Genomic DNA, 25,394 nt, shown 5'->3' on the forward strand with positions numbered 1-25,394 from the left:
CGCCCTGCGGCAGGCCGACCAACCGGGGAGGCCGCCCTGCGGCGGGCCTACCAACCGGGGAGGCCGCGCTGCGGCGGGCCTAACCTCCGGGGAGGCCGCCCTGCGGCGAGCCCGCCCACCGGCGGGCCATCCAACCGGCGAGCCCGCCCGCCGGCGGGCCCACCCACCGACGAGCCTGCCCTGCGGCAGGCCGACCAACTGCGGAGGCCGCGCTGCGGCGGGCCGACCAACCGGGGAGGCCGCGCTGCGGCGGGCCGACCAACCGGGGAGGCCGCGCTGCGGCGGGCCGACCCACCAGGGAGGCCGCCCTCCGGCGGGCCATCCAACCGGCGGGCCCGCCCGCCGGCGAGCCCGCCCACCAGCGGGCCATCCAACCGGCGAGCCCGCCCGCCGGCGAGCCCGCCAACCGCTACGCACCGCCTGCCGTACCGGCCCGGCCCGGCCCCCTCAGTGGTCCCTGCGTACCGCGCCCGCCAGGATCCAGCCCTCCACCGCCTCGTACTCGTGGCGTTGTTCCTCCGACCTGCGGCGGCCGGAGGCCAGCGTGCCCAGCCAGCCGCAGGCGAAGCCCAGGGGGATGGAGAGCAGGCCCGTGGTGGTGAACGGGAACCAGTTGAAGTCGGCCTCGGGGAAGGCCGACACGGGTGAGCCGGAGACCAGATTGGTGCCCGGCATGAGCAGCAGCACCGCCAGGGAGCCGCCGATGAGCGTGCTGAGCAGGCCCGTTCGCGTGAAGCGGCGCCAGAACAGGCTGTAGACCAGGGCGGGGGCGATGGCCGAGGCGCCCAGGCAGAAGGACAACGTCACCAGCGGCTGGAGGCTGCGGTGCTGGACCTGCGTGGCCAGGAGGATCGCGGGAACGCCCACGCCCAGCGCCGACAGCCGCGCCACCGTCATCTCCCGGCGCGGCGACATCTCCCGCACCCGGGCCGCGAACACGTCGTGGGCGAGGGAGTTGGCGCAGGCCAGGATCATGCCGGCGACGGAGGCGAGCAGCGTGAGGAAGACCGCCGTGGTGACGGTCGTGAACAGGAACGTCTCCGCCGAGGACACGTCCGCGCCGAACGCCGCCTGCGACCCCAGCAGATAGGCCGTGTTGCCCTGCGGGTCGACCCGCGCGATCAACTCCCGCCCGACCAGCGCGGTCGCGCCGAAGCCGACGACGGTGATGACCAGGACGAACAGGGCCACGCCCGACACCGCCCAGGACATCGAACGCCGCACCTGCCGGGCGCTGGAGGCGGTGTACATGCGCATGGTGACGTGCGGCAGGACGCCACCGCCGAGGACCACCGTCAGCTGCGCGGTGATCATGTCCAGGTCGGGGCTGGGGCCGCCCGCGAACTGCAGCCCCGAGGACAGGAACGCCGAGCCCACACCGCTGTTCCGGGCGGCCGCGTCGAACAGCGCTCCCGGGTCCCAGTCGAAGCGGTGGAGGATCAGCACCGCGACCACCGTGCCGGAGCCGAGCAGCATCACGATCTTCAGGATCTGGATGAGCGCGGTGCCCTTCATCCCACCGATCGCCGCGTAGCTGATCATCAGCGCGCCCACGCCGATGATGCAGCCCGTCTGCAACGACTCCCCGGAGAACCCGAGGATGAACGCCATCAGCTGCCCGGTCCCCGCCAACTGCACCAGCATCAGCGGCAGCAGCGCCGCCAGGGTGACCGCGCAGGCCGCGATACGGACAGCGCGTCCCGGCATGCGCCTGGTCAGCGCGTCGCCCATGGTGAACCGGCCCGCGTTGCGCAGCGGTTCGGCCAGCAGGAACATCAGCAGCATCAGCGACAGGGCCGTGCTCAGCGCCAGCACGATCCCGTCGTAGCCGAAGAGGGCGATGACGCCGCCGGTGCCGAGGACGGTCGCGGCGGAGATGTAGTCACCGGCGATGGCCAGGCCGTTGCGCATGGGCGACAGGGAGCTGTAGCCGGTGTAGAACTCGTCGAGGTCGTCCCGGTCGGGGCCCGTCATCACGCACAGCAGCAGCGTGATCGTGGCGACGGCGGAGAAGCCGACGAGGGACATCGCCTGGGCGTTGCCGCTGAAATCGGTGGTCACCGGCTGCCCTCCCGCCTCGCGTCCAGCGCGGCCTGCTTGCGTATGCGGTCCGCGATCGGGTCGACGCGGCGGCGGGCGGTCTGCTCGTACAGGGCGATCGCCAGCCAGGTCACGGGGACCTGGACGAGCGCGAGCAGCAGACCGGTGGGCAGGCCGTCGGTGACCGTGCTGGTCATGAACGACGGCGCGAACGCCGACAGGAGGAGGAACAGGACGAAGTAACCGAGCGCCGTGAGGGTGGCCACGCGCCGCTGCCGGCGGTAGGCGCTGCGCAGGACCCGCAGGTCGCTGTGGTGTCCGAGGGCGGTGTGGCGCCGGGGAGGCCGTCCGGCCGGTTCGGGCGTCTCCCGCGGTGCCCAGGGGTAGGTGGCGTGGGTGTACGGGTCGTGGGGCGAGGGCGGACCGGCTGGTCGGTACGGATGGGACGGGGACGGGTCGTAGGACATCCCGGCGACTCCTTGCGCGGTGGGTTCCGGTGCGGCTGACCACAGGGAGGTGGGGGGCGGGAGCCACGCACGCTACTTCGGAGCAGGGGTCCTGCGCGAGGGTTTGTGCGAACTGATCGGTCGGTATGCGCTTACCTTTCCGACCTCGGGTGTTACCCGCGGTGACTCAGATTTCTCCGAGGTGCCGGTGCTCGTAGCGGACTCCCGGCCGACCGCTCACCGTGGTGTTCTCCACCCGTGTGAAGCCGCTGCGGGTCAGGACCCTCATGGAAGCCGGGTTGTCCAGGGTCGTGACCGCGAAGAGGGATGTCAGTCCGTAGTCGGTTCGGGCCAGTCGGCACACCTGTGCGACGGCCGCGGTCGCCACGCCCCGCCCGGCGGCGCGTTCGCCGATGCGGTAGCCGAGTTCGGCCCTGCCGTCCACCAGGTCCATCAGGTTCACCCGGCCGATCAGGTCGCCGTCCTCCCCGAGGACCACATGGAAGCGGCACACGCGCGCGTCCTGCTCGTCGAGGAGTGCCCGCAGCCGTGCGGCGAACCCCTCCGCCGTGAAGAAGGCGTCCCCGCGGTCCGGCACTGTGCGCGCGAAGTACGCCCGGTTCTCCCGCTCGAAGGCCAGCAGCGCGTCCGCGTGGTCCGCCCGCAGGGGCTCCAAGGTCACCATGGCGCGAGGATACGGACGCTCAGTCCTTGAGCACCGGGAATTTCCGGGGCGCCAGGAACAGCAGCACCAGGAACGCCAGAGCCGCCGCGCAGGCCGCGCCGAGGTACACCGCGTGCACCGCCTCGGCGATCGCCCGCCGGGTCGCCTCCGGCGCCGTGCCCGCGTCGAGCGCCCGCGTCACCGCGTCCAGGTCGCCCGCGCCGCCGAGCCGCGCGGCCAGCACCCCGTTGGCGACCGCGCCGAACACCGCCGCGCCGATCGTCTGGCCGGTCTGGCGGCAGAACAGCACGGACGCGGTGGCCGTACCGCGCTCCGCCCAGCCCACCGTCGACTGCACCCCGACGATGAGCGGCAGTTGGAACAGGCCCAGCGCGGCACCGAGCAGCAGCATCAGCAGGGTCGGCTGCCACGCCTGCCCGGGGTAGGGCAGGAGGGGGAACGCGACGAGGATCAGCGTGGCCGTGCCGATGCCGAGCATCGCCGTGTGACGGAAGCCGATCCTGCGGTATACGTGCTGGCTCAGCGCCGCCGACACCGGCCAGCTCAACGTCCATACGGACAGCACGAATCCGGCGGTCACCGGCGCGAGGCCCAGCACCGCCTGGGCGTAGGTGGGCAGGAAGACCGACGGCGCCACCATGAGCAGGCCGAGCGCGCCCAGCGCCAGATTGACCGCGGCGATCGTACGGCGCCGCCACACCCAGCCCGGGATGACCGGGTCCGCGGCCCGGCGCTCGATCAGCACCACGGCCGCGACCAGGGCGAGGCCCGTGCCGAACAGCGCCAGTGAGGGCACCGACAGCCAGGGCCACGCGACCCCGCCCTGCACCAGGGCCGTGAGCAGCACGCCCCCGCAGGCGAACACCGCGAGCGCGCCCGCCCAGTCCACGCGCGCGTGCCCGTCGGACTCCCGCTCCGGCTCGTGGAGGTGACGGACGATCAGCCACAGCGCGAGGGCGCCGATCGGCAGGTTGATCAGGAAGATCCACCGCCAGTCGGCGTACGCCGCGAGCACTCCGCCCAGGCCCGGGCCGGCGACCGCGGACACCGCCCACACCGTGGACAGCTTCGACTGGATCCTGGGGCGGTCCTTCAGCGGGTACAGGTCGGCGGCGAGCGTCTGCACCGTGCCCTGGAGCGCGCCGCCGCCCAGGCCCTGCACGACACGGAAGGCGATGAGCGCCCCCATGTTCCAGGCCAGCGCGCACAGCAGGGACCCGAGCAGGAACACCACCGTGCCCGCGACCAGGACCGGTTTGCGGCCGAAGGTGTCGGAGAGCTTGCCGTACACCGGCAGGGTGACGGTCACGGCCAGCAGGTAGCCGGAGAACAGCCAGGAGAAGACGGAGAAGCCGCCGAGGTCCCCGACGATCTGCGGCACGGCGGTCGAGACGATGGTGGCGTCGAGCGCGGCCAGCGCCATCGACAGCATCAGGGCGGCGACGACGGCCGAACGGCGGTGACCCGCCGGGGGCGCGCTCGTCCCACGCGCCGCGGAACTGGTGCTTCCCACCCCGGGTCCTCCCCCTCGAGCCTGCCTGCCCCTTGCACCTATCTGCCGCCGGACAGCTTCCCACTTGACCCTGACGTCGCGGGAGGGTGGAGCCTGGGTGGGCCTGCGGGTGGAGCGAACCCTGAGACGGTCTCCACCCGGCGGTGGACTGCCCCTAGGGGTACCTCCGTACTACGGCCCGGGGAGGGTTCGTACCGACGGAGGACGAGACGGGGAGGGGTCGCTCCTTAACCTGGCTTTACGCCGCCGGGGGGCGGTTCGCACACCGGCGGGGGTGGGGTTTTCCACAGCAAAAGACTGCGCTGAACACCAGGGCGCGGGACCCCTCCCCACCGGAAGACTGAACACGCGCCGGACGGATCGCAGGTCCGGCGAGGCGGACAGCGGTCGATCAGGCGACCGCCTTCACCATCTGCTGACCGATATAGGAGACATACCGTGACATCGGCTGTGACCATTCCCAGGCACGGGGGTACTGGAGGGCGTACGGCCGTTGCCGCGCGGGCGCGGCAGGTCGTGAAGGCGTACGGGTCCGGGGAGACCCGTGTCGTCGCTCTCGATCACGTGGACGTGGACATCGCACGCGGCCAGTTCACCGCGATCATGGGCCCCTCGGGGTCCGGCAAGTCCACGCTCATGCACTGCCTCGCCGGGCTCGACACCGTGACGAGCGGCCAGATCTATCTCGACGAGACCGAGATCACCGGTCTGAAGGACAAGAAGCTCACACGGTTGCGCCGGGACCGGATCGGGTTCATCTTCCAGGCGTTCAACCTGCTGCCGACGCTGAACGCGATAGAGAACATCACGCTGCCCATGGACATCGCGGGCCGCAAGCCCGACCAGCAGTGGCTGACGCGGGTCGTGGAGACCGTCGGGCTCGCCGACCGCCTCAAGCACCGGCCCACCCAGCTCTCCGGCGGCCAGCAGCAGCGTGTCGCCGTGGCGCGGGCGCTGGCGGCCCGGCCCGAGATCATCTTCGGCGACGAGCCGACCGGAAACCTCGACTCCCGCGCCGGGGCGGAGGTCCTGGGCTTCCTGCGCCGGTCCGTCGACGAACTGGGCCAGACCATCGTCATGGTGACCCACGACCCGGTCGCCGCCAGTTACGCGGACCGGGTGCTGTACCTCGCCGACGGCCGCATCGTCGACGAGATGTTCAAGCCGACCGCCGAGGCCGTCCTCGACCGCATGAAGGACTTCGACGCCCGGGGGCGTACGTCATGACCGTCATGAAGACCTCGATGCGCAACTTCTTCGCGCACAAGGGGCGTATGGCGCTCTCCGCGGTCGCCGTCCTGCTGTCGGTGGCCTTCGTCTGCGGCACGCTCGTCTTCACGGACACCATGTCCACCACCTTCGACAAGCTCTTCGCGGCCACCTCCTCGGACGTGACGGTGAGCGCCAAGGGCGCCTCCGACAGCGGCGAGACGACCGCGGACAACGGCAGGCCGCCGGTGATGCCGGCCTCCGTACTGGGCGAGGTCCGCAAGGCCCAGGGCGTGAAGTCCGCCGAGGGCACGGTGTTCTCCACCTCGGTGACCGTCGTCGACGCCGACAAGGACAGCCTCTCGCCCACCAGCGGCGGCCCGACCATCGTCGGCAGCTGGAACACCAACGACGCACGCACCATGAAGATCACCTCCGGTGCGGCCCCCAAGAACGCCGGCCAGATCATGGTCGACGCCGACACCGCCGACAAGCACGACCTGAAGCTCGGCGACGAGATCGGCGTGATCAGCGCCATCGGCACCCACACCGCGAAGATCTCCGGCGTCGCCGACTTCACCGTCACCAACCCCGGCGCCGCGATCTTCTACCTCGACACCAGGACCGCCCAGAAGACCCTGGTCGGCGAGAGCGGCGTCTACACCAACGTCAACGTCACCGCGGCCGCCGGCGTCAGCGACGCGCAGCTGAAGAAGAACGTCACGGCCGAACTCGGCGGCGCCTACCAGGTGCAGACGGCCAAGGAGACCGCCGACGCCAACCAGAAGGACGTCGAGGGCTTCATGAACGTCATGAAGTACGCGATGCTCGGCTTCGCCGGGATCGCCTTCCTCGTCGGCATCTTCCTGATCATCAACACCTTCTCCATGCTGGTCGCCCAGCGCACCCGGGAGATCGGCCTGATGCGGGCCATCGGCTCCTCCCGCAAGCAGGTCAACCGCTCCGTGCTCGCCGAGGCGCTGCTGCTCGGCGTCGTCGGCTCGGTGCTCGGCGTCGGCGCGGGAGTCGGCCTCGCCGTCGGCCTGATGAAGCTCATGGGCCAGATGGGCATGGAACTGTCCACCGACGACCTCACGGTGGCCTGGACGACCCCGGTGGTCGGCCTGGTCCTCGGCGTGATCGTCACCGTGCTGGCCGCCTACCTGCCCGCCCGGCGCGCCGGCAAGATCTCCCCGATGGCCGCCCTGCGCGACGCGGGAGCCCCCGCGGACGCCAAGGCCGGCTGGATCCGCGCCGCGCTCGGCACGGTCCTCACCGGGACGGGCGGCTTCGCCCTCTACCTCGCGTCGGCGGCCGACCAGGCCAAGGAGGGCTCCCTGTGGCTCGGCCTCGGCATCGTGCTGTCGCTGATCGGCTTCGTCGTCATCGGCCCGCTGCTGGCCGGCGCCGTGGTCCGCGTCCTGGGCGCCGTGCTGCTGCGCATGTTCGGCCCCGTCGGCCGCATGGCCGAGCGCAACGCCCTGCGCAACCCGCGCCGCACCGGCGCGACCGGAGCCGCGCTGATGATCGGCCTCGCCCTGGTGGCGTGCCTGTCCGTGGTCGGCTCCTCCATGGTGGCCTCCGCCACCGACCAGCTCGACAAGACCGTCGGCACGGACTTCATCATCCAGTCCGACCGGAGCCAGCTGATCACCCCGCAGGCGGTCCAGGCCGTGAAGTCGTCGCCGGGCCTGGCGCACGTCACCGAGTACAAGTCGGCCCGGGCCGACCTCACCACCCCTGACGGCAAGACGCTCAAGGACACGTCGATCACGGCCGCCGACCCGACGTACGCGACCGACCTGCGCACCGAGACCGTCGCCGGCAAGCTCCCCGACGCCTACAAGCCCGACTCGATGTCGGTCCACGAGAAGTTCGCCGAGGACCACGGCATCCGCCTCGGCTCCAAGATCAAGGTGGCCTTCAAGGACGGCTCCGCGGCCGACCTCACCGTCCGGGCGATCACCAGCAGCGACGTCGTGATCGACGCGGGCTCGATGTACACGTCCATCGCGACCCTGGCCAAGTACGTCCCGGCCGACAAGATGCCGCTGGACTCGCTGGTCTTCGCCAGCGCCGAGGACGGACGGCAGGACGCCGCCTACACGGCCCTGAAGTCGGCGCTGCACGACTACCCGCAGTACATCGTGCGCGACCAGACCGACTACAAGGACGCCCTGAAGGACCAGATCGGCCAGCTGCTCAACATGATCTACGGCCTGCTGGCCCTGGCGATCATCGTCGCCATCCTGGGTGTGGTGAACACGCTGGCCCTGTCGGTGGTGGAGCGCACCAGGGAGATCGGCCTGATGCGGGCGATCGGCCTCTCCCGCCGCCAGCTGCGCCGCATGATCCGCATGGAGTCGGTCGTCATCGCCCTCTTCGGTGCCCTGCTGGGTCTCGGACTGGGCATGGGCTGGGGCGCCACGGCACAGCAGCTGCTCGCCCTGGAGGGCATGGGAGTCCTCGACATCCCCTGGCCGACGATCATCGGCGTCTTCATCAGCTCGGCGTTCGTGGGCCTGTTCGCGGCACTGGTCCCGGCGTTCCGGGCGGGCCGGATGAACGTCCTCAACGCCATCGCGACGGAGTAGCCGGCCGCCGGCCGCTCCGGCTCTCGAGCCACCGCACACGGGGGTTGCGGGGAACCCGGCGCCGGGAAGTCCAGATCCTGGACCTCCCGGCGCCGGGTGCTGTGCGCGGCGGGGTCTCGGCCTCGCCGCCGAAACCCCGCACCGGCGCGTTCGCGGCCCCCCGGTCGTCCACAGCCCCCGGCGCCCGGCCGCGCAGCGTCGTACGCTGGAGACCCCCCGGCCCGCGGCGCGCGTCGGGCCCGTCGTGTTGCCCACCCCCCTGGACGGAAAAAGCCCGAATGAGCCTGCACGGTCTGCTCGACGCCGTCAGTAAGGACGCCGCCCTCGCGGAAGCGATCAGGGCGGCCGCCGACGGCAACCGCATGCACGTCGACCTGGTCGGCCCGCCCGCCGCCCGCCCCTTCGCCGTCGCGGCCCTGGCCCGGGACACGGGCCGCCCGGTGCTCGCGGTCACGGCGACGGGCCGCGAGGCCGAGGACCTCGCCGCCGCCCTGCGCTCCCTGCTCCCGCCGGAGGGGGTCGTGGAGTACCCGTCGTGGGAGACGCTCCCGCACGAGCGGCTCAGCCCGCGCAGCGACACCGTCGGCCGCCGCCTGGCCGTGCTGCGCCGCCTGGCCCACCCCCGCCCCGACGACCCCGAGACCGGACCCGTCTCGGTCGTCGTGGCACCCGTCAGATCCGTGCTCCAGCCGCAGGTCAAGGGCCTCGGCGACCTGGAGCCGGTCTCCCTGAGAAGCGGGCAGACCACCGACCTCGGCGAGGTCGTCGAAGCCCTCGCGGCCGCCGCCTACGCGCGGGTGGAGCTCGTCGAGAAGCGCGGCGAGTTCGCCGTGCGCGGCGGCATCCTCGACGTGTTCCCGCCGACCGAGGAACATCCGCTGCGCGTCGAGTTCTGGGGCGACGACGTCGAGGAGATCCGCTACTTCAAGGTCGCGGACCAGCGCTCCCTCGAAGTCGCCGAGCACGGCCTGTGGGCGCCGCCCTGCCGCGAGCTGCTGCTCACCGAGGACGTCCGCGAGCGGGCGCGTGTCCTCGCCGAACAGCATCCCGAGCTCGGTGAACTGCTCGGCAAGATCGCCGAGGGCATCGCCGTGGAGGGCATGGAGTCCCTCGCGCCGGTCCTCGTCGACGACATGGAGCTGCTGCTGGACGTGCTGCCCAAGGGCGCCATGGCCGTGGTGTGCGACCCGGAGCGGGTCCGCACGCGCGCGTCCGACCTGGTGGCCACCTCACAGGAGTTCCTCCAGGCCTCCTGGGCGGCCACCGCCGGGGGCGGCGAGGCCCCCATCGACGTCGGCGCGGCCTCCCTGTGGTCCATCGCGGACGTCCGGGACCGGGCCCGCGAGCTGGACATGATGTGGTGGTCGGTGTCGCCGTTCGCCGCGGACGAGGAGCTCGACGGGGACACCCTGAAGCTCGGCATGCACGCCCCGGAGTCCTACCGGGGCGACACCGCCAAGGCCCTCGCCGACACCAAGGGCTGGCTCGCCGACGGCTGGCGCACGGTGTTCGTCACCGAGGCCCACGGCCCCGCGGCCCGTACCGTCGAGGTGCTGGGCGGCGAGGGCATCGCCGCCCGCCTCGAGGGGGACCTCGGCGAGATCTCCCCGTCGGTCGTGCACGTGGCGTGCGGCTCGATCGAGCACGGCTTCGTCGACCCGGCCCTCGGGCTCGCCGTCCTCACCGAGACGGACCTCTCCGGTCAGAAGGCGTCCGGCCGCGAAGGCGCCCGCATGCCGGCCCGCCGCCGCAAGACCATCGACCCGCTCACCCTGGAGGCGGGCGACTACATCGTCCACGAGCAGCACGGCGTGGGCCGCTACATCGAGATGGTGCAGCGCACCGTGCAGGGCGCGACCCGCGAGTACCTGGTCGTGGAGTACGCCCCCGCCAAGCGCGGCCAGCCCGGCGACCGGCTCTACATCCCCACCGACCAGCTGGAGCAGATCACCAAGTACGTCGGCGGCGAGGCGCCCACCCTGCACCGCCTGGGCGGCGCCGACTGGACGAAGACGAAGGCCCGCGCGAAGAAGGCCGTCAAGGAGATCGCCGCCGACCTCATCAAGCTCTACAGCGCCCGCATGGCGGCCCCTGGGCACGCCTTCGGCGCGGACACCCCCTGGCAGCGGGAGCTGGAGGACGCCTTCCCCTACGCGGAGACGCCCGATCAGCTCACCACCATCGCCGAGGTCAAGGAGGACATGGAGAAGACGGTCCCGATGGACCGCCTGATCTGCGGCGACGTCGGCTACGGCAAGACCGAGATCGCGGTCCGGGCCGCCTTCAAGGCCGTCCAGGACGGCAAGCAGGTCGCGGTCCTCGTGCCCACGACCCTGCTGGTGCAGCAGCACTTCGGGACGTTCAGCGAGCGGTACGCGCAGTTCCCGGTGAACGTGAAGGCGCTCTCCCGCTTCCAGACCGACACGGAGGCGAAGGCGACGCTGGAGGGGCTGCGCGAGGGCTCGGTGGACGTCGTCATCGGCACCCACCGCCTGTTCTCCTCCGAGACCAAGTTCAAGGACCTGGGCCTGGTCATCGTCGACGAGGAGCAGCGCTTCGGCGTCGAGCACAAGGAGCAGCTGAAGAAGCTGCGCGCCAACGTCGACGTGCTCACCATGTCCGCGACCCCGATCCCCAGGACGCTGGAGATGGCGGTCACCGGCATCCGCGAGATGTCGACCATCACCACCCCGCCGGAGGAGCGCCACCCGGTGCTCACCTTCGTCGGCCCCTACGAGCAGAAGCAGATCGGCGCCGCCATCCGCCGTGAACTGCTGCGCGAGGGCCAGGTCTTCTACATCCACAACCGCGTCGAGTCGATCGACCGCGCGGCGGCCCGGCTGCGCGAGATCGTCCCCGAGGCGCGCATCGCCACCGCCCACGGGCAGATGTCCGAGTCGGCGCTGGAACAGGTCGTCGTCGACTTCTGGGAGAAGAAGTTCGACGTGCTGGTGTCCACGACGATCGTGGAGTCCGGCATCGACATCTCCAACGCCAACACCCTGATCGTGGAGCGCGGCGACAACTTCGGCCTCAGCCAGCTCCACCAGCTGCGCGGCCGGGTGGGCCGTGGCCGCGAGCGCGGTTACGCCTACTTCCTCTACCCGCCCGAGAAGCCGCTGACCGAGACCGCGCACGAGCGGCTCGCGACGATCGCCCAGCACACCGAGATGGGCGCCGGCATGTACGTCGCCATGAAGGACCTGGAGATCCGCGGCGCGGGCAACCTCCTCGGCGGCGAGCAGTCGGGTCACATCGCGGGTGTCGGCTTCGACCTGTACGTGCGCATGGTCGGCGAGGCCGTCGCGGACTACCGGCGCCAGCTGGAGACCGGCGAGATCGAGGAGGAGCCGCCGCTCGAGGTCAAGATCGAGCTGCCCGTCGACGCGCACGTCCCGCACGACTACGCGCCCGGCGAGCGGCTGCGTCTCCAGGCCTACCGCGCCATCGCCTCCGCCAACTCGGAGGAGGACATCAAGGCCGTCCGCGAGGAACTCGTCGACCGGTACGGCAAGTTGCCCGAGCCGGTGGAGAACCTGCTGCTCGTCGCGGGCCTGCGGATGTTCGCGCGGGCGTGCGGCGTCGGCGAGATCGTGCTCCAGGGCACCAACATCCGGTTCGCACCGGTGGAACTGCGCGAGTCGCAGGAGCTGCGGCTCAAGCGGCTGTACCCCGGTTGCGTCATCAAGCCGGCGGCGCACCAGGTGCTGGTGCCGCGCCCGAAGACCGCGAAGGTGGGCGGCAAGCCGCTGGTCGGACGCGAACTGCTGGCGTGGGTCGGGGAGTTCCTGACGTCGGTACTGGGGTCGTGAGGCGTGGGAGCGGGGGCGGTGTCGATACCGGGGCCGGGCGGGCCGGTGCCGACGCCCCGGCCGGGCGGTGCTGATGCCGCGTCCGGGCAGGGCTGAAGCCGGGGGCCGGGCGGTGCTGAAGTCGCGTCCGGGCGGGGCCGACACCGTGTCCGGGCGGTGCTGGAGTCGCGTCCGGCCAGTACCGACGCCGCAGCCGGGCAGCCCCGCCCTGGCCGGGGCGGTGCTGATGCCGCGTCCGGGGATGCCGGCACCACGGCCTGCCAGGGTCGACGCCTAGCCCCGCCCGGACCGGGCAGGGCTGGCCGCCTCCAGTGTGCTGAAGCTTCGTCAGGTCGCCGGCTGGCCGTGGGGGCGGTAGGGGGCCGTCCGGGGAGTGTGGGTGCTGGTGCGGGCCTGGCGCAGTGCCGTCGCCAGCCGGTCCCGGATCGCGATCTGCGCCGCGATCCGGGCCTCCAGCACCGCGAGACGGTCGGCCGCCACCCGCAGTCCCTTCTCGGAGGCGGCTCCGGCCGTGACATCGCCGTCCAGGCACGGCAGGAACACCTGGGCGTCGTCGAGCGTCAGCCCCACATCGAGCAACTGCCGGATGTTGCGGACGCGTACGGCCGCACCGGCGTCGTAGAGGCGGTAGCCGTTCGCGGCCCGCTCGGAGGTGATGAGCCCCGCCTGCTCGTAGTGGCGCAGGGCACGCGGTGTCGTGCCGGTCGCCGCGGCGAGTTCGCCGATCCGCATCCGCGGCTCCGCACTGCGCGGACGTGGTGGTGCCATGCGCGTCAGTCTCATGTGACGAGCGCGCCGCCGTCCACCGGCAGGATCACACCCGTGATGAACGAGGCCCGCGGCGAGGCCAGTCGGGCGATCGCCCACGCCACCTCCTCGGGGCGGCCGACCCGGCCGAGCGGCGTGTGGTCGAGCTGCCATGCCCGGATCGCGGCCCGCTGTTCGGGAGTGTGGCCCGCGTGTTCGCCGATGGGGGTGTCGATCGCGCCCGGGGCCACGGCGGCGACCCGGATCCCGAGCGGCGCGAGTTCCACCGCCCAACTGCGGGTGAGCACCTCCAGAGCCGCCTTCGCGCCCGCGTAGAGGGAGTTGCCGGGCCAGCCGCGCTGCCCCACCGCCGTCGTCACGTTCACGACGACACCCCGGCTGTCCTCCAGCGCCGGCAGCGCGGCCTGGGTGAGCAGGACGGGGGCGAGGAGGTTCGTCGCGAGCAGAGGTCCGGCGTCGGCGCGCGTATAGGTGCGCAGCGACCGGGGGGTGACGATCCCGGCGTTGTTCACCAGCACGTCGATACGGCCGTGCCGTTCGAGCGCGGTGCGGACGACGGTCTCGGGGCCGCCGTCGGCCGTGATGTCGGCGGCGAGCACGCTGATGCGGGACGGGGCGTGAGCGGCGGTCTCGACCAGGGGGGCCTCGCGGCGGCCCACCGCCACCACGTGCGCGCCCTCGTCGGCGAACGCGCGGGCGGTGGCCCGGCCGATGCCGGAGCCGGCGCCGGTGACGAGCGCGGTGCGCGGGGTCGTGGGCGCGGTGCGCCGACCGTTCTTCGGTTGCGGGAACGTCATACGGGGATCGTCCGACCCTGACGCCGGTGTCAAGGTCAAGCGGGCCGCCCACCGCGCCCGGGGCGCACAGGGGAGCCGCCCGCGCGAGAGGGGTCCGTGTCTCCGCGGACGGCCTGGAAGGGGCGGCCCTACTGCTGTTCGGGCCGGTCGCGGTCGCGGTCCATGCCCAGCGAGCCCTCGACGCGCTGCTGGCCGGAGTCGACCTGGTCCTCGTACTTTCCGCCGGTCCTCTCGTTGATCCGCTGTTCCGCGGTGTCAGAGCCTTGCTTGCCCTTGTTCCGCGCCTGGCTCTTGAACTTGTCGAAGATGCCCATGCAAAGCTCCCTCCGGAGGTGACTCAGGACCGACGATACGCGTGGGATGCGAAGAATGCGCCTTGAGGCCCCATGTGGTCTGAACCTCTTCCTCGCTACCGTGGGACCGGGCACGGGCCGCCCGTGCCGGAGCGGAACAGGCAAACAGAGGAGGGGCGCGGTGACGCGTCTGAGGGGCGGGGCGGCACTGGCCGTCGCCATGGTGTTCACCGGTTCGGCGCTGGCCGGCTGCGAGGGTCTGACCCCGCCCGCCGACAGCGGCGGGCCCTCCGGTTCCGGCGTCCCGGCCGCCGGTGACGGACGGGCCGTGAACCCGCTGGACAACCCGGACGGCACGAAGCCGGGGCTCGCGGCCATCACGTCCGGCGCGGACAAGGAGAGGGCGCGCGCCCTCATCGAGAAGGTGGCGACGAAGGGACGCGGCCCCAGGACGGGTTACGAACGGGACAAGTTCGGCTACGCCTGGATGGATTCGGCACCACGCGACGTCCCCTTCTCCCGCAACGGCTGCGACTCGCGCAACGACCTCCTGAAGCGCGACGGGGAGGACCTGCGCTTCCGGTCGGGATCCGACTGCGTCGTCACCGCGCTGACGCTGCACGACCCGTACACCGGCAAGGTCATCGAGTGGACCAAGTCCCATGCGATCAAGGTCCAGATAGACCACGTCATGCCGCTGTCGTACGACTGGCAGATGGGCGCCTCGCGCTGGACGAAGGACAAGCGGGAGTCCATCGCCAACGACCCGCTCAACCTGGTGCCGGTGGACGGACCCACCAACGGCTCCAAGGGGGACTCCGGCCCCGCGTCCTGGCTGCCGCCGAACAAGCGGATCCGCTGCTCCTACGCGGTGCGCTTCGCCCAGGTGTCCCTGAAGTACGAACTGCCCGTGACCGCCGCCGACAAGGAGACGATGCTCGAACAGTGCGGCGGGTAGGGCCCCGGCCCCGCCTGCTGACGTAATTCGGTTCCGGGTCGCCGCCCCTGTGCCTACGGTGATCACATGCAGCCGAAGATAGCGAGCCTCGCCGACCGCCCGGACATGCTGGAGCGGGTCGTCGCCATGGCCGACAGCTGGCCGGAGTTCGTGATCCAGGACCTCGTGGGCGCCGCCCACTTCCCGCGGATCGCCGCCGAACTCCCGCAGTACGTCCTGTTCGCCGAGGACGAGCAGGGCGAGATCGTGGCGAACGCCTACAGCGTGCCGTTCGCCCTCGGCGCCGAGCACCGCGGCGGGCTGCCCGCCAACGGCTGGGACGCGGTGCTCGTATGGGCCTTCTCCGACCTGCGGCGCGGAGTGCGGCCCGACACCGTCAGCGCCGTCTCGGTCTCCGTCGCCCCGCACGCGCAGGGCCGCGGCCTGTCCGGGGTGATGCTCTCGGCCATGCGCGACAACGCCCGGGCCCACGGCTTCCGCGAGGTCGTCGCCCCGGTCCGCCCCAACGCCAAGCATCTTGAACCGCATACGCCCATGGAGGAGTACGCCCACCGCGTCCGCCCCGACGGCCTGCCCCAGGACCCGTGGCTGCGCGTCCACGCCAGGGCCGGCGCCACCATCGACTCGGTGGCGCCGGCGTCGATGACGGTGTCCGCCCCGCTCGCGGACTGGCGGCGCTGGACGGGCCTGCCCTTCGACACGGACGGCGACGTCGAGGTCCCGGGCGCACTCGTCCCGGTGCGCTGCGAGGCGGAGCGCGGCTACGCGGTCTACGTCGAGCCCAACGTGTGGATGCGGCACCCCCTGTAGGGCGTGACGGACGCCCCCGGCGGCGGTGACGGACGGCGGAACCGTCGACCGGTCGGAAAAGGTCCGCACACACGAAGTGATCAGCATGACAACGGTTCGGTACAACCCGTGACCGGTGGTCCGTGTCGGGCTATACGCTCGGATTCCCCAACAGGGTTCGTCATTCCCACGTCCGTCCCCATCGGCCACACCGTTCCAGGAGCAGTCATGTACGGCCACGGCGCGGCACCGCCTCCCCGCAGCGCGGCAACGGTCATCTCCCTGCGCGTGCTGTTCGCCGCCGCCGGTTTCCTCACCTGCGGTGTGCTGGCCTGCGTACCGCTGTTCCGGGTGGCCGTCCTGCGCGGACGGGCCCTCGACTGGGCGCTGGCGTGGGTGAGTCTGCCGCTGTCCATCGCGGGCTTCGCCGTGATCGGCTCGCTGCCGGAGGACGACCGCCGCACCGACGTCGCGCTCGCCCTGATCCTGCTGCTCGGGGTGGGTGCCGCCGTCTACTTCCTCGTCGTGGACATCGCCCACCACGGCGAGCGGCGGCAGGCCGCCGGTTACGCCCCGCCCCACGCACCCACCGTCGTGCACACCCCGTACGGCTACCCGCACTCCGCGCCGCCCTACGCGCCGAACTCCACGCCCGTCCCGGCGCACCCGGCGACCCCGCCTCACACCCCCGTGCCCCACGACGCCACACCCCGGGTCCCGGGCCCGATGCAGCCGCCCCCCTCCCCGCAGCCCCCCGCCCCCGCCCGCATCGACCAGGTCCGTGCCGAGCTCGACGAGCTGAGCGACTACCTGCGCCGGCACGAAGGCGACAGCGACGGCGGCCACGAGGGCGGAAGGTGACCGCGGCGGCAGGACGGATCGTCGCCGGCCGCTACGAACTGTCCGCCGTCCTCGGGCAGGGCGGCATGGGCCAGGTCTGGACGGCGTACGACCAGCGGCTGGACCGGCGCGTGGCGGTGAAGCTGCTGCGCCCCGACAAGGTGGCCGGGCAGGACGCGGAGGAGCTGCGCCGCCGTTTCGTGCGCGAGTGCCGGGTGACCGCGCAGGTGGACCACCCCGGCCTGGTCACCGTGCACGACGCGGGCAGTGAGGGCGAGGAGCTGTTCCTCGTCATGCAGTACATCGACGGCGCCGACCTCGCCGGACACCTGGCCGGGTGCGACCCGTACCCCTGGCAGTGGGCGGTCGCGGTCGCCGCGCAGCTGTGCGCCGTGCTGAGCGCCGTGCACGCCGTGCCGATCGTCCACCGCGACCTCAAGCCGCGCAACGTGATGGTGAAGCAGGACGGCACGGTCACCGTCCTGGACCTCGGCGTCGCCTCCGTCATGGACACGGACACCACCCGCCTCACCCACACCGGCACCCCCATCGGCTCGCCCGCCTACATGGCCCCGGAGCAGGCGATGGGCGGCGCGGTCGGCCCCTACACCGACCTGTACGCGCTCGGCGTGGTCCTGCACGAACTGCTCAGCGGCGACGTGCCCTTCTCCGGCTCCACCGCGCTCGGTGTCCTGCACCGGCACCTGTACGAGCCCCCGCTGCCCGTGCGCCGCATCCGCCCCGAGGTTCCCGAGGCCCTGGAAGCGCTCGTGCTGCGCCTGCTCGCCAAGGACCCGCAGCACCGCCCCGCCTCCGCGCAGGAGGTCTACGAGCACCTGGAGCCGCTCCTGCCCGCGCGCGGGACGCCCGCGGGAGCCGCCCTCGACCCCACCCGCCCGTTCCTGCGCCCGCACGCCCCCTGGCCGGACCGTGCGCGCACCCCCGCGCCCCGGCCCACGCCCGCCACCGCCGTCAGCGACACGGCGGGGAAGACGGACATCGCCCGCGCGGTCGACGAGGTCAAGCGGCTCCTCGGCGAGGGCCGCGTCACCCAGGCCGTCGACATCCTCGGGTCGACCCTGCCCGCCGCGGCCGAGCAGCACGGCGCGCACTCCCCGGTCGTCCGCACCCTGCGCAAGCAGTACGCGGCGACGCTCCTGGACGACGGCCAGTACCGGCGCGCCCTGCCCGAGCTGCGCCGGCTCGCCGAGGAACGCGCCGCCGAGGCCGGCCAGGCCGACCCCCAGGCCCTGCGCTTCCGCTACGAGGCCGCCCAATGCCTGGAACAGCTGGGCGATCCGGCCGCGGCGCTCGCCGAGTACCGGGCGGTGCTGCCGTACTACGAGAACCAGTACGTCGCGGCCGGCGGCCCGGAGCTGGCCCACGACGTCCGCCGCCGCATCGGGCACCTGCTGCTCGCCCTCGGCGACCGCGGTGCCGCCCACGACACCCTGGCGCGGCTGCTGCACGACGTCGAACGCACTCACGGTCACGCCCACCCGCTGGGGGCGGAGATCCGCCGGACGCTGCAGTGGCTGGGGCAGGTGCGGGGCTGAGGACCGGTCCGGGGGCGGCGCGGCGGTGCCGGAAGTCCCGGTGAATCGTTGGTCGAATGGGTTGGCCAGAGCTTGCCCACTACCTACCATCGATCATCGCAAGACCTTGTGCGCCCGCCCGTCGCCCGACCACCACCCCTGGTGGAGGCGCCGCGCGCCGCACCTGTCGTTGCAATCTCCTCGGGAGGTCTTCTTGCACCGCCGCCGTCGCACCGCGCTCGTCCTCACCGCCGCGATCGCCGCAGCGGCACCCCTTCTCACCGCCTGCGGGAACGACGCGCATCCCGGCGCGGCGGCCGTGGTGGGAGGCCAGCGGATCACCGTCTCGCAGCTGGACGAGAGGGTCGGCGAGGTCCGCGCGGCCCAGCGGGCCGCCGTGCGGGACGAGGCCCAGTACCAGCAGGCCATCGCCCGGACCGGCACCCTCACCCGCGACACCCTGCACACCATGGTCCTGGACCGGGTGCTGCACCGTGCCGCCGAGGACGCCGGGGTCACCGTCTCCCGCAAGGAGGTCCAGCAGATGCGCTCCGGCCTCGAACAGCAGGCCGGCGGCGCCAAGGCGCTGGAGACGACCTGGCTGCAGCAGTACGGCATCCCGCCGCGGCGCCTCGAGGAGAACCTCCGCCTCCAGCTGGAGGCCCAGAAGCTCGCCGAGAAGCTCGGCACGAGCACCGACCGCCCCGAGTTCTGGAAGGCCCTCTCCGACGCCTCCAGGAACCTCGACGTCGACCTCAACCCGCGCTACGGCACCTGGGACGTCCAGAAGAGCAGCCGGGCCGACGCCAAGACACCCTGGGTCCGGGACGTCACGACGGCCCAGACCCAGCAGGGCCTGTAGAACGCCCTCACCCCCCGATTCCCCGCCGTGGGCACCCCCCGCTGCCCCCGGCGGCGTGGGATAGCTTCGAACCGTGAACGCCAACAGCCCCGAAGCCGGACCGGGCCCCGCGCGGACCGGCGCGGCGGCCGCCACCGGCCGCATCGTCCTGCTCACCACCAGCCACCGCGTCGCCCCCGGCCTGCTCTCCTGGCCCGCCTGGCAGGCGCTGCACGGGGCGGACCAGGTGCTGTGCGCGGACGGTGCCCACCCGCAGCTGCCGTATCTGCGCGAGGCGGGGATCGCCGTCGACGAGGCGGCGCCGACCGCCGAGGAGCTGGTCGGCGCCTGCGCCGGCGGCCGCACGGTGGTCGTGGTGGCGACGGGCGAGGGCGAACCGGCCCTCACCGACGGGCTGGCCCGCCTCGCCGGCACCGGCCGGATCGCCATGCCCGAGCTGGAGCTGCTGCCCGCCTCCTACGACCTCCCCGGCGCCCGTCTCCTGGACCTCGTCCAGGTCATGGACCGCATCCGCCTCGAATGCCCGTGGTCCTCCCGGCAGACCCACCAGGGCCTGGCCAAGTACGGCATCGAGGAGGCGTACGAACTCGTCGAGGCGATCGAGGAGGGCGACCGCGACGAACTGCGCGAGGAGCTCGGTGACGTCCTCCTCCAGGTCGTCTTCCACGCCCGGATCGCCGAGGAGGGCCGCCCGGAGGACGGGGAGGAGCCCTTCTCCATCGACGACGTGGCCGGCGGCATCGTCGCCAAGCTGATCCACCGCCATCCGCATGTCTTCGGCGACGCGACGGCCACCACCCCCGAAGAGGTCAAGGAGCACTGGCTGCGCACCAAGGCGGTCGAGAAGCAGCGCACCTCGATCACCGAGGGCATCCCCCTCGGCCAGCCCGGCCTCGCCCTCGCCGCCAAGCTGGCCTCCCGCGTGCGCACGGCGGGCCTGGACATACCGCTCCCGCCCGTCGAGGGCGTCGGCTACGAGCTCCTGGCCCTGGCCGTCCGCGCCGAGGCGGAGGGCGTCGACCCGGAGGCGGCCCTCAGGGCGGCGGCCCGCTCCTACCGCGACGCGATCCGGCAGGCCGAGGGCTGAGCGGTCCGGGGCGGGGGAGAGGCGGCGGGCCGGATACGGTCGACGCGTGACCGACCAGCCCTCGCCCAGCACACCCGCGACCGCTCCCGAGCTCTTCACCTGGGAGTTCGCGAGCGACCCCTACCCCGCCTACGCCTGGCTCCGCACGCACAGCCCCGTCCACAGGACGCGGCTCCCCAGCGGGGTGGAGGCATGGCTGGTCACGCGGTACGCCGACGCCAAGCAGACGCTCGCCGACAACCGGCTCTCCAAGAACCCGGCGCACCACGACGAACCGGCGCACGCCAAGGGCAAGACCGGGATCCCCGGCGAGCGCAAGGCGGAGCTGATGACGCATCTGCTGAACATCGACCCGCCGGATCACACCCGGCTGCGCCGGCTGGTGTCCAAGGCGTTCACGCCTCGCCGCGTCGCCGAGTTCGCGCCACGGGTGCAGGAGCTCACCGACACCCTCATCGACGGGTTCGCGCACAAGGGCTCCGCCGACCTCATCCACGACTTCGCCTTCCCGCTGCCCATCTACGCCATCTGCGACCTGCTCGGCGTCCCCCGCGAGGACCAGGACGACTTCCGCGACTGGGCGGGCATGATGATCCGTCACCAGGGCGGTCCGCGGGGCGGCGTGGCGCGCTCGGTGAAGAAGATGCGCGGTTACCTCGCCGACCTCATCCACCGCAAGCGGGAGGCGCTGCCCGCCGAGCCCACCCCGGGCGAGGACCTCATCTCCGGCCTCATCCGCGCCTCGGACCACGGTGAGCACCTCACCGAGAACGAGGTGGCGGCCATGGCCTTCATCCTGCTGTTCGCCGGTTTCGAGACCACGGTGAACCTGATCGGCAACGGCACCTACGCCCTGCTCACCCACCCCGGGGAACGCGCCCGCCTCCAGGCGTCCCTCGCCGCCGGGGAGACGGGCCTGCTGGAGACCGGCGTCGAGGAACTGCTGCGCTACGACGGCCCGGTCGAGCTCGCCACCTGGCGCTTCGCCACGCAGCCCCTCACGCTCGGCGGGCAGCGCGTCGAGGCCGGCGATCCCGTCCTGGTCGTCCTGGCCGCCGCGGACCGGGACCCGGAGCGGTTCGCCGACCCGGACGCCCTGGACCTCGCCCGCCGCGACAACCAGCACCTCGGGTACGGCCACGGCATCCACTACTGCCTCGGCGCCCCGCTCGCCCGCCTGGAGGGCCAGACCGCGCTCGCCACCCTCCTCACCCGCCTCCCGGACCTGCGGCTGGCGGCGGATCCGGCCGAGCTGCGGTGGCGCGGCGGGCTCATCATGCGGGGGCTGCGCACGCTGCCGGTGGAGTTCGCACCGGCCGGACGTGACGAAACATCAGAGCTGTGATCTTCACGTGATCTGCGCGGCATGAACTTGTGACAAGTGATCGTCTGCCGATACGTTCACCCATCAACGCGGCCCGGGATTCCGGCCGCCGGTCACTGCTGTCTCGCGAAAGGTCTCCGTATGCTCTCCGGGAACGGTCGGCACCGCCGCCCCCGTCAGGCTCCGGCTCTCCTCGTGGCGGCCGGAGTGACCGGCTCCGCCATCGCGATCCCTCTCCTCGGGGCCTCCGGTGCCAGCGCGGCCGACGGCACGACCTGGGACCGGGTCGCGGACTGCGAGACCGGCGGCGCGTGGAGCCAGAACAGCGGTAACGGCTATTACGGCGGCCTGCAGTTGTCCCAGGAGGACTGGGAGAAGTACGGCGGTCTCGACTACGCCGCGAGTGCCGACCTGGCCAGTCGCTCCCAGCAGATATCCGTGGCCGAGAGAGTCCTCGCCGACCAGGGGGTCGGCGCGTGGCGCACCTGCGGACTGCTCTCGGGCCTCGAACAGGGCAAGGGGTCGGACACGTCCGGCTCGTCCGAGACGTCCGGTGAGGTGGACTCACCCGGTCTGCTCGACGGCCCTGACGCGTCCCCTTCTCCGGAGGCCTCTTCGAGCCCGTCGTCGTCGCCCGACGCACGGTCGACCGAGAAGGATGAAACCAGCAAGTCCGACAAGTCGTCCGATTCCACCTCGCAGGAGCGGGGCGAGAAGCAGGAGCGGGACGAGAAGTCCGGCAGCTCCGGCTCCGGTGAGGGCGGCGAGTCCGCCAACTCGCGTCAGCGCGGCGAGTCCTCGGCCCCGGCGGACGCCGGCTCCGGCCGTCACCGCGGCCCCGGCGCCGAGGAGGACTCCGCGTCCGCGAGCGGCCGTGAGGGCGCGTCCTCGGGCCGTCACGCCTCGCGCGGCGGTGACGCCTCCCGTGACGCTTCCCAGGGCGCCTACATCGTCGGCGTCGGCGACAGCCTCTGGTCCATCGCCGACTCCCTTGACGTCGACGGCGGATGGCACTCCCTCTACGACGACAACGAGCAGACGGTCGGTACCGACCCGAACCTCATCCTCCCCGGTCAGAAGCTCACCACAGGGGTCGAAGCGGACGAGGGGTAGCCGTCCGGGCAGTGCGGAAACGGCGGTCGAAGTCACCCCTAAACCGGGTGAGTTCACGTCATGTTTCGCGCCGAATGTCCCGTATAAGGCCGGTGAGAGATAGATCTCAGAAGCCCTGATCGTCTTTGAAATTCGGCGGATCGCGTGTCTACGGTCGTGATCGCTCGTCACCACGAGCCCCGGCTGCCGCAACGCCGAATCCTGCCAGCGGCCGCACGGGAACAGTCGTCGCGTCAAGCGCCGTAGGCAGGAGCGGGGGACCCAAGGTAGGTGCCCGACCGGCCGGTTGTGCCGGAAGGGCTTGGGGTGAAGCCGTGTCCCGTGAGGGACGCGGCCGGGCAACTCAACCGGCCCGAACCCGACAGCTCACCTCGCAGGCGTCGGTGAGGGGATCTCTCCATGCTGTTTTCCGCCAAGGGCAAGCACCGTCGTCCGTCCAAGGCCACCCGCGCCGCCGCGCTCGCCGGTGTCACCGGTGTCGCCATCGCCGCCCCGCTGATGGCGGCCGGCAACGCCTCCGCCGCCACCGCCTCCGAGTGGGACGCCGTCGCCCAGTGCGAGTCCGGCGGCAACTGGTCCATCAACACCGGCAACGGCTACTACGGCGGTCTGCAGTTCTCCGCCTCCACCTGGGCCGCGTACGGCGGCACGCAGTACGCCTCGACCGCCGACCAGGCCAGCAAGGACCAGCAGATCCAGGTCGCCGAGAAGGTCCTGGCGAGCCAGGGCAAGGGCGCCTGGCCGGTCTGCGGCAAGGGCCTGTCGGGTGCCGGCTACACCGGCGGCGGCTCGTCGAGCGACTCCGGCAGCTCCACGCAGCAGCAGAGCCAGCAGAGCACCGAGACCCGCAAGACCGAGCAGCAGCCGGCCTCCCGCTCCGAGGACCGCCCGGCCGCCAAGAAGACCGTCACCACCCCGACCGGCAAGAAGGTCAAGAAGGGCGACGGCGAGTACAAGGTCGTCGAGGGCGACACCCTCAGCTCCATCGCCGCGGACAAGAAGGTCAAGGGCGGCTGGGAGAAGCTCTTCGAGCTGAACAAGGACATCGTCGAGGACGCCAACCTCATCTACCCGGGCCAGCAGCTGCACCTGAAGTAAGCAGCGGCCCCTCCCGGCCCCCCGGGGCCCACGGACTCCCCGCCCCGGTGCGCCATCCCCCGTGCGCACCGGGGCGGGGTTTTTTCGGCAACCGGCTTTGTTCCGTTCGGAAACAATTTACTCTCGGTTCTGTCCATGGGGTGGGCGACCCGGTGGCCGATCGCCCGGAGCCGGTTAGGCTCATGTCGCGAGCCACCACGGCCCGCACCCCGCCGGGTCCACGCGACCCGCGTCACCGCGTCACATTCAAGAAGGAGATGCTCGTGCCGTCCATCGACGTCGTCGTAGCCCGGGAAATCCTGGACTCCCGAGGCAACCCCACGGTCGAGGTCGAGGTCGGCCTCGACGACGGCAGCACCGGTCGTGCCGCCGTCCCGTCCGGCGCCTCCACGGGCGCCTTCGAGGCCATCGAGCTCCGCGACGGCGACTCGAACCGCTACCTCGGCAAGGGTGTGGAGAAGGCCGTCCTCGCGGTCATCGAGCAGATCGGCCCGGAGCTGGTCGGCTACGACGCCACCGAGCAGCGCCTGATCGACCAGGCGATGTTCGACCTGGACGCCACCGACAACAAGGGCTCCCTCGGCGCCAACGCCATCCTCGGCGTCTCCCTCGCCGTCGCCCACGCCGCCTCCGAGGCCAGCGACCTGCCGCTGTTCCGCTACCTGGGCGGCCCCAACGCGCACCTGCTGCCGGTGCCGATGATGAACATCCTGAACGGCGGCTCGCACGCCGACTCCAACGTAGACATCCAGGAGTTCATGATCGCCCCCATCGGCGCGGAGTCCTTCTCCGAGGCCCTGCGCTGGGGCGCCGAGGTCTACCACACGCTGAAGAAGGTCCTGAAGTCCAAGGGCCTGGCCACCGGCCTCGGCGACGAGGGCGGCTTCGCCCCGAACCTCGGCTCCAACCGCGAGGCCCTCGACCTCATCCTCGAGGCGATCAAGGAAGCCGGCTACACCCCCGGCGAGCAGATCGCCCTCGCCCTCGACGTCGCCGCCTCCGAGTTCTACAAGGACGGCGTCTACACCTTCGAGGGCAAGGAGCGCTCGGCGGCCGAGATGACCGAGTACTACGCGGAGCTCGTCGACGCGTACCCGCTCGTGTCCATCGAGGACCCGCTGTTCGAGGACGACTGGGAGGGCTGGAAGACCATCACCGACAAGCTCGGTGACAAGGTCCAGCTCGTCGGCGACGACCTGTTCGTGACCAACCCCGAGCGCCTGGCCCGCGGCATCGAGGAGGGCGCGGCCAACGCGCTCCTGGTCAAGGTCAACCAGATCGGCTCGCTGACCGAGACGCTGGACGCCGTCGAGCTGGCCCAGCGCAACGGCTTCAAGTGCATGATGTCCCACCGCTCCGGCGAGACCGAGGACGTCACCATCGCCGACCTGGCCGTCGCCACCAACTGCGGCCAGATCAAGACCGGCGCCCCGGCCCGCTCCGAGCGCGTCGCCAAGTACAACCAGCTGCTGCGCATCGAGGAGATCCTCGACGACGCGGCGGTCTACGCCGGCCGCAGCGCCTTCCCGCGCTTCAAGGGCTGACCCGGCTCGTAAGTAGCAGCGTCGTACGTACGTCCCCGTACTCGGTCCCGTACCGTGTCCGGGGACGTACGCGCGTATGACGGTGGA

At 72.0% G+C, this 25,394-nt stretch carries 20 protein-coding genes and 1 riboswitch; of the genes, 13 read left to right on the plus strand and 7 right to left on the minus strand.

Annotated elements, in window-relative coordinates:
• Positions 1-447: 447 nt before the first annotated feature.
• The 4 genes from AC0665_RS34595 to AC0665_RS34610 all read right to left on the minus strand — a co-directional run bounded on the left by AC0665_RS34595 (position 448) and on the right by AC0665_RS34610 (position 4,684).
• Positions 448-2,061: a sodium/solute symporter gene (locus AC0665_RS34595; RefSeq protein WP_468414343.1), complete on the minus strand. Its 1,614-nt coding sequence runs from the start codon at positions 2,059-2,061 to the stop codon at positions 448-450.
• On the minus strand, positions 2,058-2,507 hold the full coding sequence (locus AC0665_RS34600) for a DUF485 domain-containing protein (protein ID WP_478509399.1): 450 nt from the start codon (positions 2,505-2,507) through the stop codon (positions 2,058-2,060). The genes AC0665_RS34595 and AC0665_RS34600 overlap by 4 nt, the downstream gene beginning before the upstream one ends.
• A 166-nt stretch (positions 2,508-2,673) precedes the next feature.
• Complete coding sequence (locus tag AC0665_RS34605; protein WP_478609723.1) at positions 2,674-3,171, minus strand: GNAT family N-acetyltransferase; 498 nt, start codon at positions 3,169-3,171, stop codon at positions 2,674-2,676.
• 19 nt (positions 3,172-3,190) lie between these two features.
• Positions 3,191-4,684 (minus strand): MFS transporter, encoded by a 1,494-nt coding sequence (locus AC0665_RS34610; RefSeq protein ID WP_478609726.1) that lies wholly within the window; start codon positions 4,682-4,684, stop codon positions 3,191-3,193.
• Positions 4,685-5,122: 438 nt separating this feature from the next.
• Between AC0665_RS34610 and AC0665_RS34615 the strand changes: the two genes are divergently transcribed.
• The 3 genes from AC0665_RS34615 (at position 5,123) to mfd (ending at position 12,299) form a co-directional block, all read left to right on the plus strand.
• Positions 5,123-5,911 carry an ABC transporter ATP-binding protein gene (locus tag AC0665_RS34615; RefSeq protein ID WP_361303535.1) on the plus strand — a complete coding sequence of 263 codons (789 nt, stop codon included), beginning with the start codon at positions 5,123-5,125 and terminating at the stop codon, positions 5,909-5,911.
• Positions 5,908-8,487: an ABC transporter permease gene (locus AC0665_RS34620; protein ID WP_478609730.1), complete on the plus strand. Its 2,580-nt coding sequence runs from the start codon at positions 5,908-5,910 to the stop codon at positions 8,485-8,487. Before AC0665_RS34615 ends, AC0665_RS34620 begins: the two co-directional genes overlap by 4 nt.
• 278 nt (positions 8,488-8,765) lie before the next feature.
• Complete coding sequence (gene mfd, locus AC0665_RS34625; RefSeq protein ID WP_478706535.1) at positions 8,766-12,299, plus strand: transcription-repair coupling factor; 3,534 nt, start codon at positions 8,766-8,768, stop codon at positions 12,297-12,299.
• A gap of 327 nt (positions 12,300-12,626) precedes the next feature.
• On the opposite strand, the gene AC0665_RS34630 is transcribed toward mfd, so the two are convergent.
• From AC0665_RS34630 to AC0665_RS34640, 3 genes are all read right to left on the minus strand, one after another.
• Positions 12,627-13,031 carry a MerR family transcriptional regulator gene (locus AC0665_RS34630; RefSeq protein WP_478609884.1) on the minus strand — a complete coding sequence of 135 codons (405 nt, stop codon included), beginning with the start codon at positions 13,029-13,031 and terminating at the stop codon, positions 12,627-12,629.
• A gap of 47 nt (positions 13,032-13,078) precedes the next feature.
• Complete coding sequence (locus AC0665_RS34635) at positions 13,079-13,864, minus strand: SDR family NAD(P)-dependent oxidoreductase (protein WP_478706536.1); 786 nt, start codon at positions 13,862-13,864, stop codon at positions 13,079-13,081.
• Positions 13,865-13,992: 128 nt separating this feature from the next.
• On the minus strand, positions 13,993-14,178 hold the full coding sequence (locus tag AC0665_RS34640; RefSeq protein WP_033312056.1) for an antitoxin: 186 nt from the start codon (positions 14,176-14,178) through the stop codon (positions 13,993-13,995).
• Positions 14,179-14,338: 160 nt separating this feature from the next.
• On the opposite strand from AC0665_RS34640, the gene AC0665_RS34645 reads away from it, so the two are divergent.
• From AC0665_RS34645 to eno, 10 genes are all read left to right on the plus strand, one after another.
• Complete coding sequence (locus tag AC0665_RS34645) at positions 14,339-15,115, plus strand: HNH endonuclease family protein (RefSeq protein ID WP_468636596.1); 777 nt, start codon at positions 14,339-14,341, stop codon at positions 15,113-15,115.
• A gap of 66 nt (positions 15,116-15,181) precedes the next feature.
• Positions 15,182-15,925 carry an N-acetyltransferase gene (locus AC0665_RS34650; protein WP_478609738.1) on the plus strand — a complete coding sequence of 248 codons (744 nt, stop codon included), beginning with the start codon at positions 15,182-15,184 and terminating at the stop codon, positions 15,923-15,925.
• A 207-nt stretch (positions 15,926-16,132) separates the two neighbouring features.
• Entirely contained in the window at positions 16,133-16,765 is a 633-nt protein-coding gene (locus AC0665_RS34655) for a hypothetical protein (RefSeq protein ID WP_478706537.1), read from the plus strand.
• A gap of 38 nt (positions 16,766-16,803) precedes the next feature.
• Positions 16,804-18,300 carry a protein kinase domain-containing protein gene (locus tag AC0665_RS34660; RefSeq protein WP_478706568.1) on the plus strand — a complete coding sequence of 499 codons (1,497 nt, stop codon included), beginning with the start codon at positions 16,804-16,806 and terminating at the stop codon, positions 18,298-18,300.
• A 193-nt stretch (positions 18,301-18,493) separates the two neighbouring features.
• The gene (locus AC0665_RS34665) at positions 18,494-19,141 is read left to right on the plus strand and encodes a SurA N-terminal domain-containing protein (protein WP_478509391.1); all 648 of its coding nucleotides are present in this window, start codon (positions 18,494-18,496) and stop codon (positions 19,139-19,141) included.
• A 73-nt stretch (positions 19,142-19,214) separates the two neighbouring features.
• Positions 19,215-20,228, plus strand: a complete 1,014-nt coding sequence (locus tag AC0665_RS34670; protein ID WP_478706538.1) for a nucleoside triphosphate pyrophosphohydrolase — start codon at positions 19,215-19,217, stop codon at positions 20,226-20,228.
• Between the two features lie 46 nt (positions 20,229-20,274).
• Entirely contained in the window at positions 20,275-21,573 is a 1,299-nt protein-coding gene (locus AC0665_RS34675; protein ID WP_478706539.1) for a cytochrome P450 family protein, read from the plus strand.
• Between the two features lie 120 nt (positions 21,574-21,693).
• On the plus strand, positions 21,694-22,665 hold the full coding sequence (locus AC0665_RS34680) for a transglycosylase family protein (protein WP_478706540.1): 972 nt from the start codon (positions 21,694-21,696) through the stop codon (positions 22,663-22,665).
• 228 nt (positions 22,666-22,893) lie between these two features.
• Positions 22,894-23,060: riboswitch (cyclic di-AMP (ydaO/yuaA leader) on the plus strand.
• Between the two features lie 4 nt (positions 23,061-23,064).
• Positions 23,065-23,763: a transglycosylase family protein gene (locus tag AC0665_RS34685; protein ID WP_468414315.1), complete on the plus strand. Its 699-nt coding sequence runs from the start codon at positions 23,065-23,067 to the stop codon at positions 23,761-23,763.
• 263 nt (positions 23,764-24,026) lie between these two features.
• On the plus strand, positions 24,027-25,307 hold the full coding sequence (gene eno, locus AC0665_RS34690; protein WP_094053598.1) for a phosphopyruvate hydratase: 1,281 nt from the start codon (positions 24,027-24,029) through the stop codon (positions 25,305-25,307).
• Positions 25,308-25,394: the final 87 nt, after the last annotated feature.

This window comes from Streptomyces sp. NPDC043685 (assembly GCF_056436585.1).

Coding starts and splice junctions, on each gene's coding strand:
- AC0665_RS34600 (WP_478509399.1), bottom strand. CDS start 2,507: ATGTCCTACGACCCGTCCCCGTCCCATCCGTACCGACCAGCCGGTCCG.
- AC0665_RS34605 (WP_478609723.1), bottom strand. CDS start 3,171: ATGGTGACCTTGGAGCCCCTGCGGGCGGACCACGCGGACGCGCTGCTG.
- AC0665_RS34620 (WP_478609730.1), top strand. CDS start 5,908: ATGACCGTCATGAAGACCTCGATGCGCAACTTCTTCGCGCACAAGGGG.
- mfd (WP_478706535.1), top strand. CDS start 8,766: ATGAGCCTGCACGGTCTGCTCGACGCCGTCAGTAAGGACGCCGCCCTC.
- AC0665_RS34630 (WP_478609884.1), bottom strand. CDS start 13,031: ATGCGGATCGGCGAACTCGCCGCGGCGACCGGCACGACACCGCGTGCC.
- AC0665_RS34635 (WP_478706536.1), bottom strand. CDS start 13,864: ATGACGTTCCCGCAACCGAAGAACGGTCGGCGCACCGCGCCCACGACC.
- AC0665_RS34640 (WP_033312056.1), bottom strand. CDS start 14,178: ATGGGCATCTTCGACAAGTTCAAGAGCCAGGCGCGGAACAAGGGCAAG.
- AC0665_RS34650 (WP_478609738.1), top strand. CDS start 15,182: ATGCAGCCGAAGATAGCGAGCCTCGCCGACCGCCCGGACATGCTGGAG.
- AC0665_RS34655 (WP_478706537.1), top strand. CDS start 16,133: ATGTACGGCCACGGCGCGGCACCGCCTCCCCGCAGCGCGGCAACGGTC.
- AC0665_RS34680 (WP_478706540.1), top strand. CDS start 21,694: ATGCTCTCCGGGAACGGTCGGCACCGCCGCCCCCGTCAGGCTCCGGCT.
- AC0665_RS34685 (WP_468414315.1), top strand. CDS start 23,065: ATGCTGTTTTCCGCCAAGGGCAAGCACCGTCGTCCGTCCAAGGCCACC.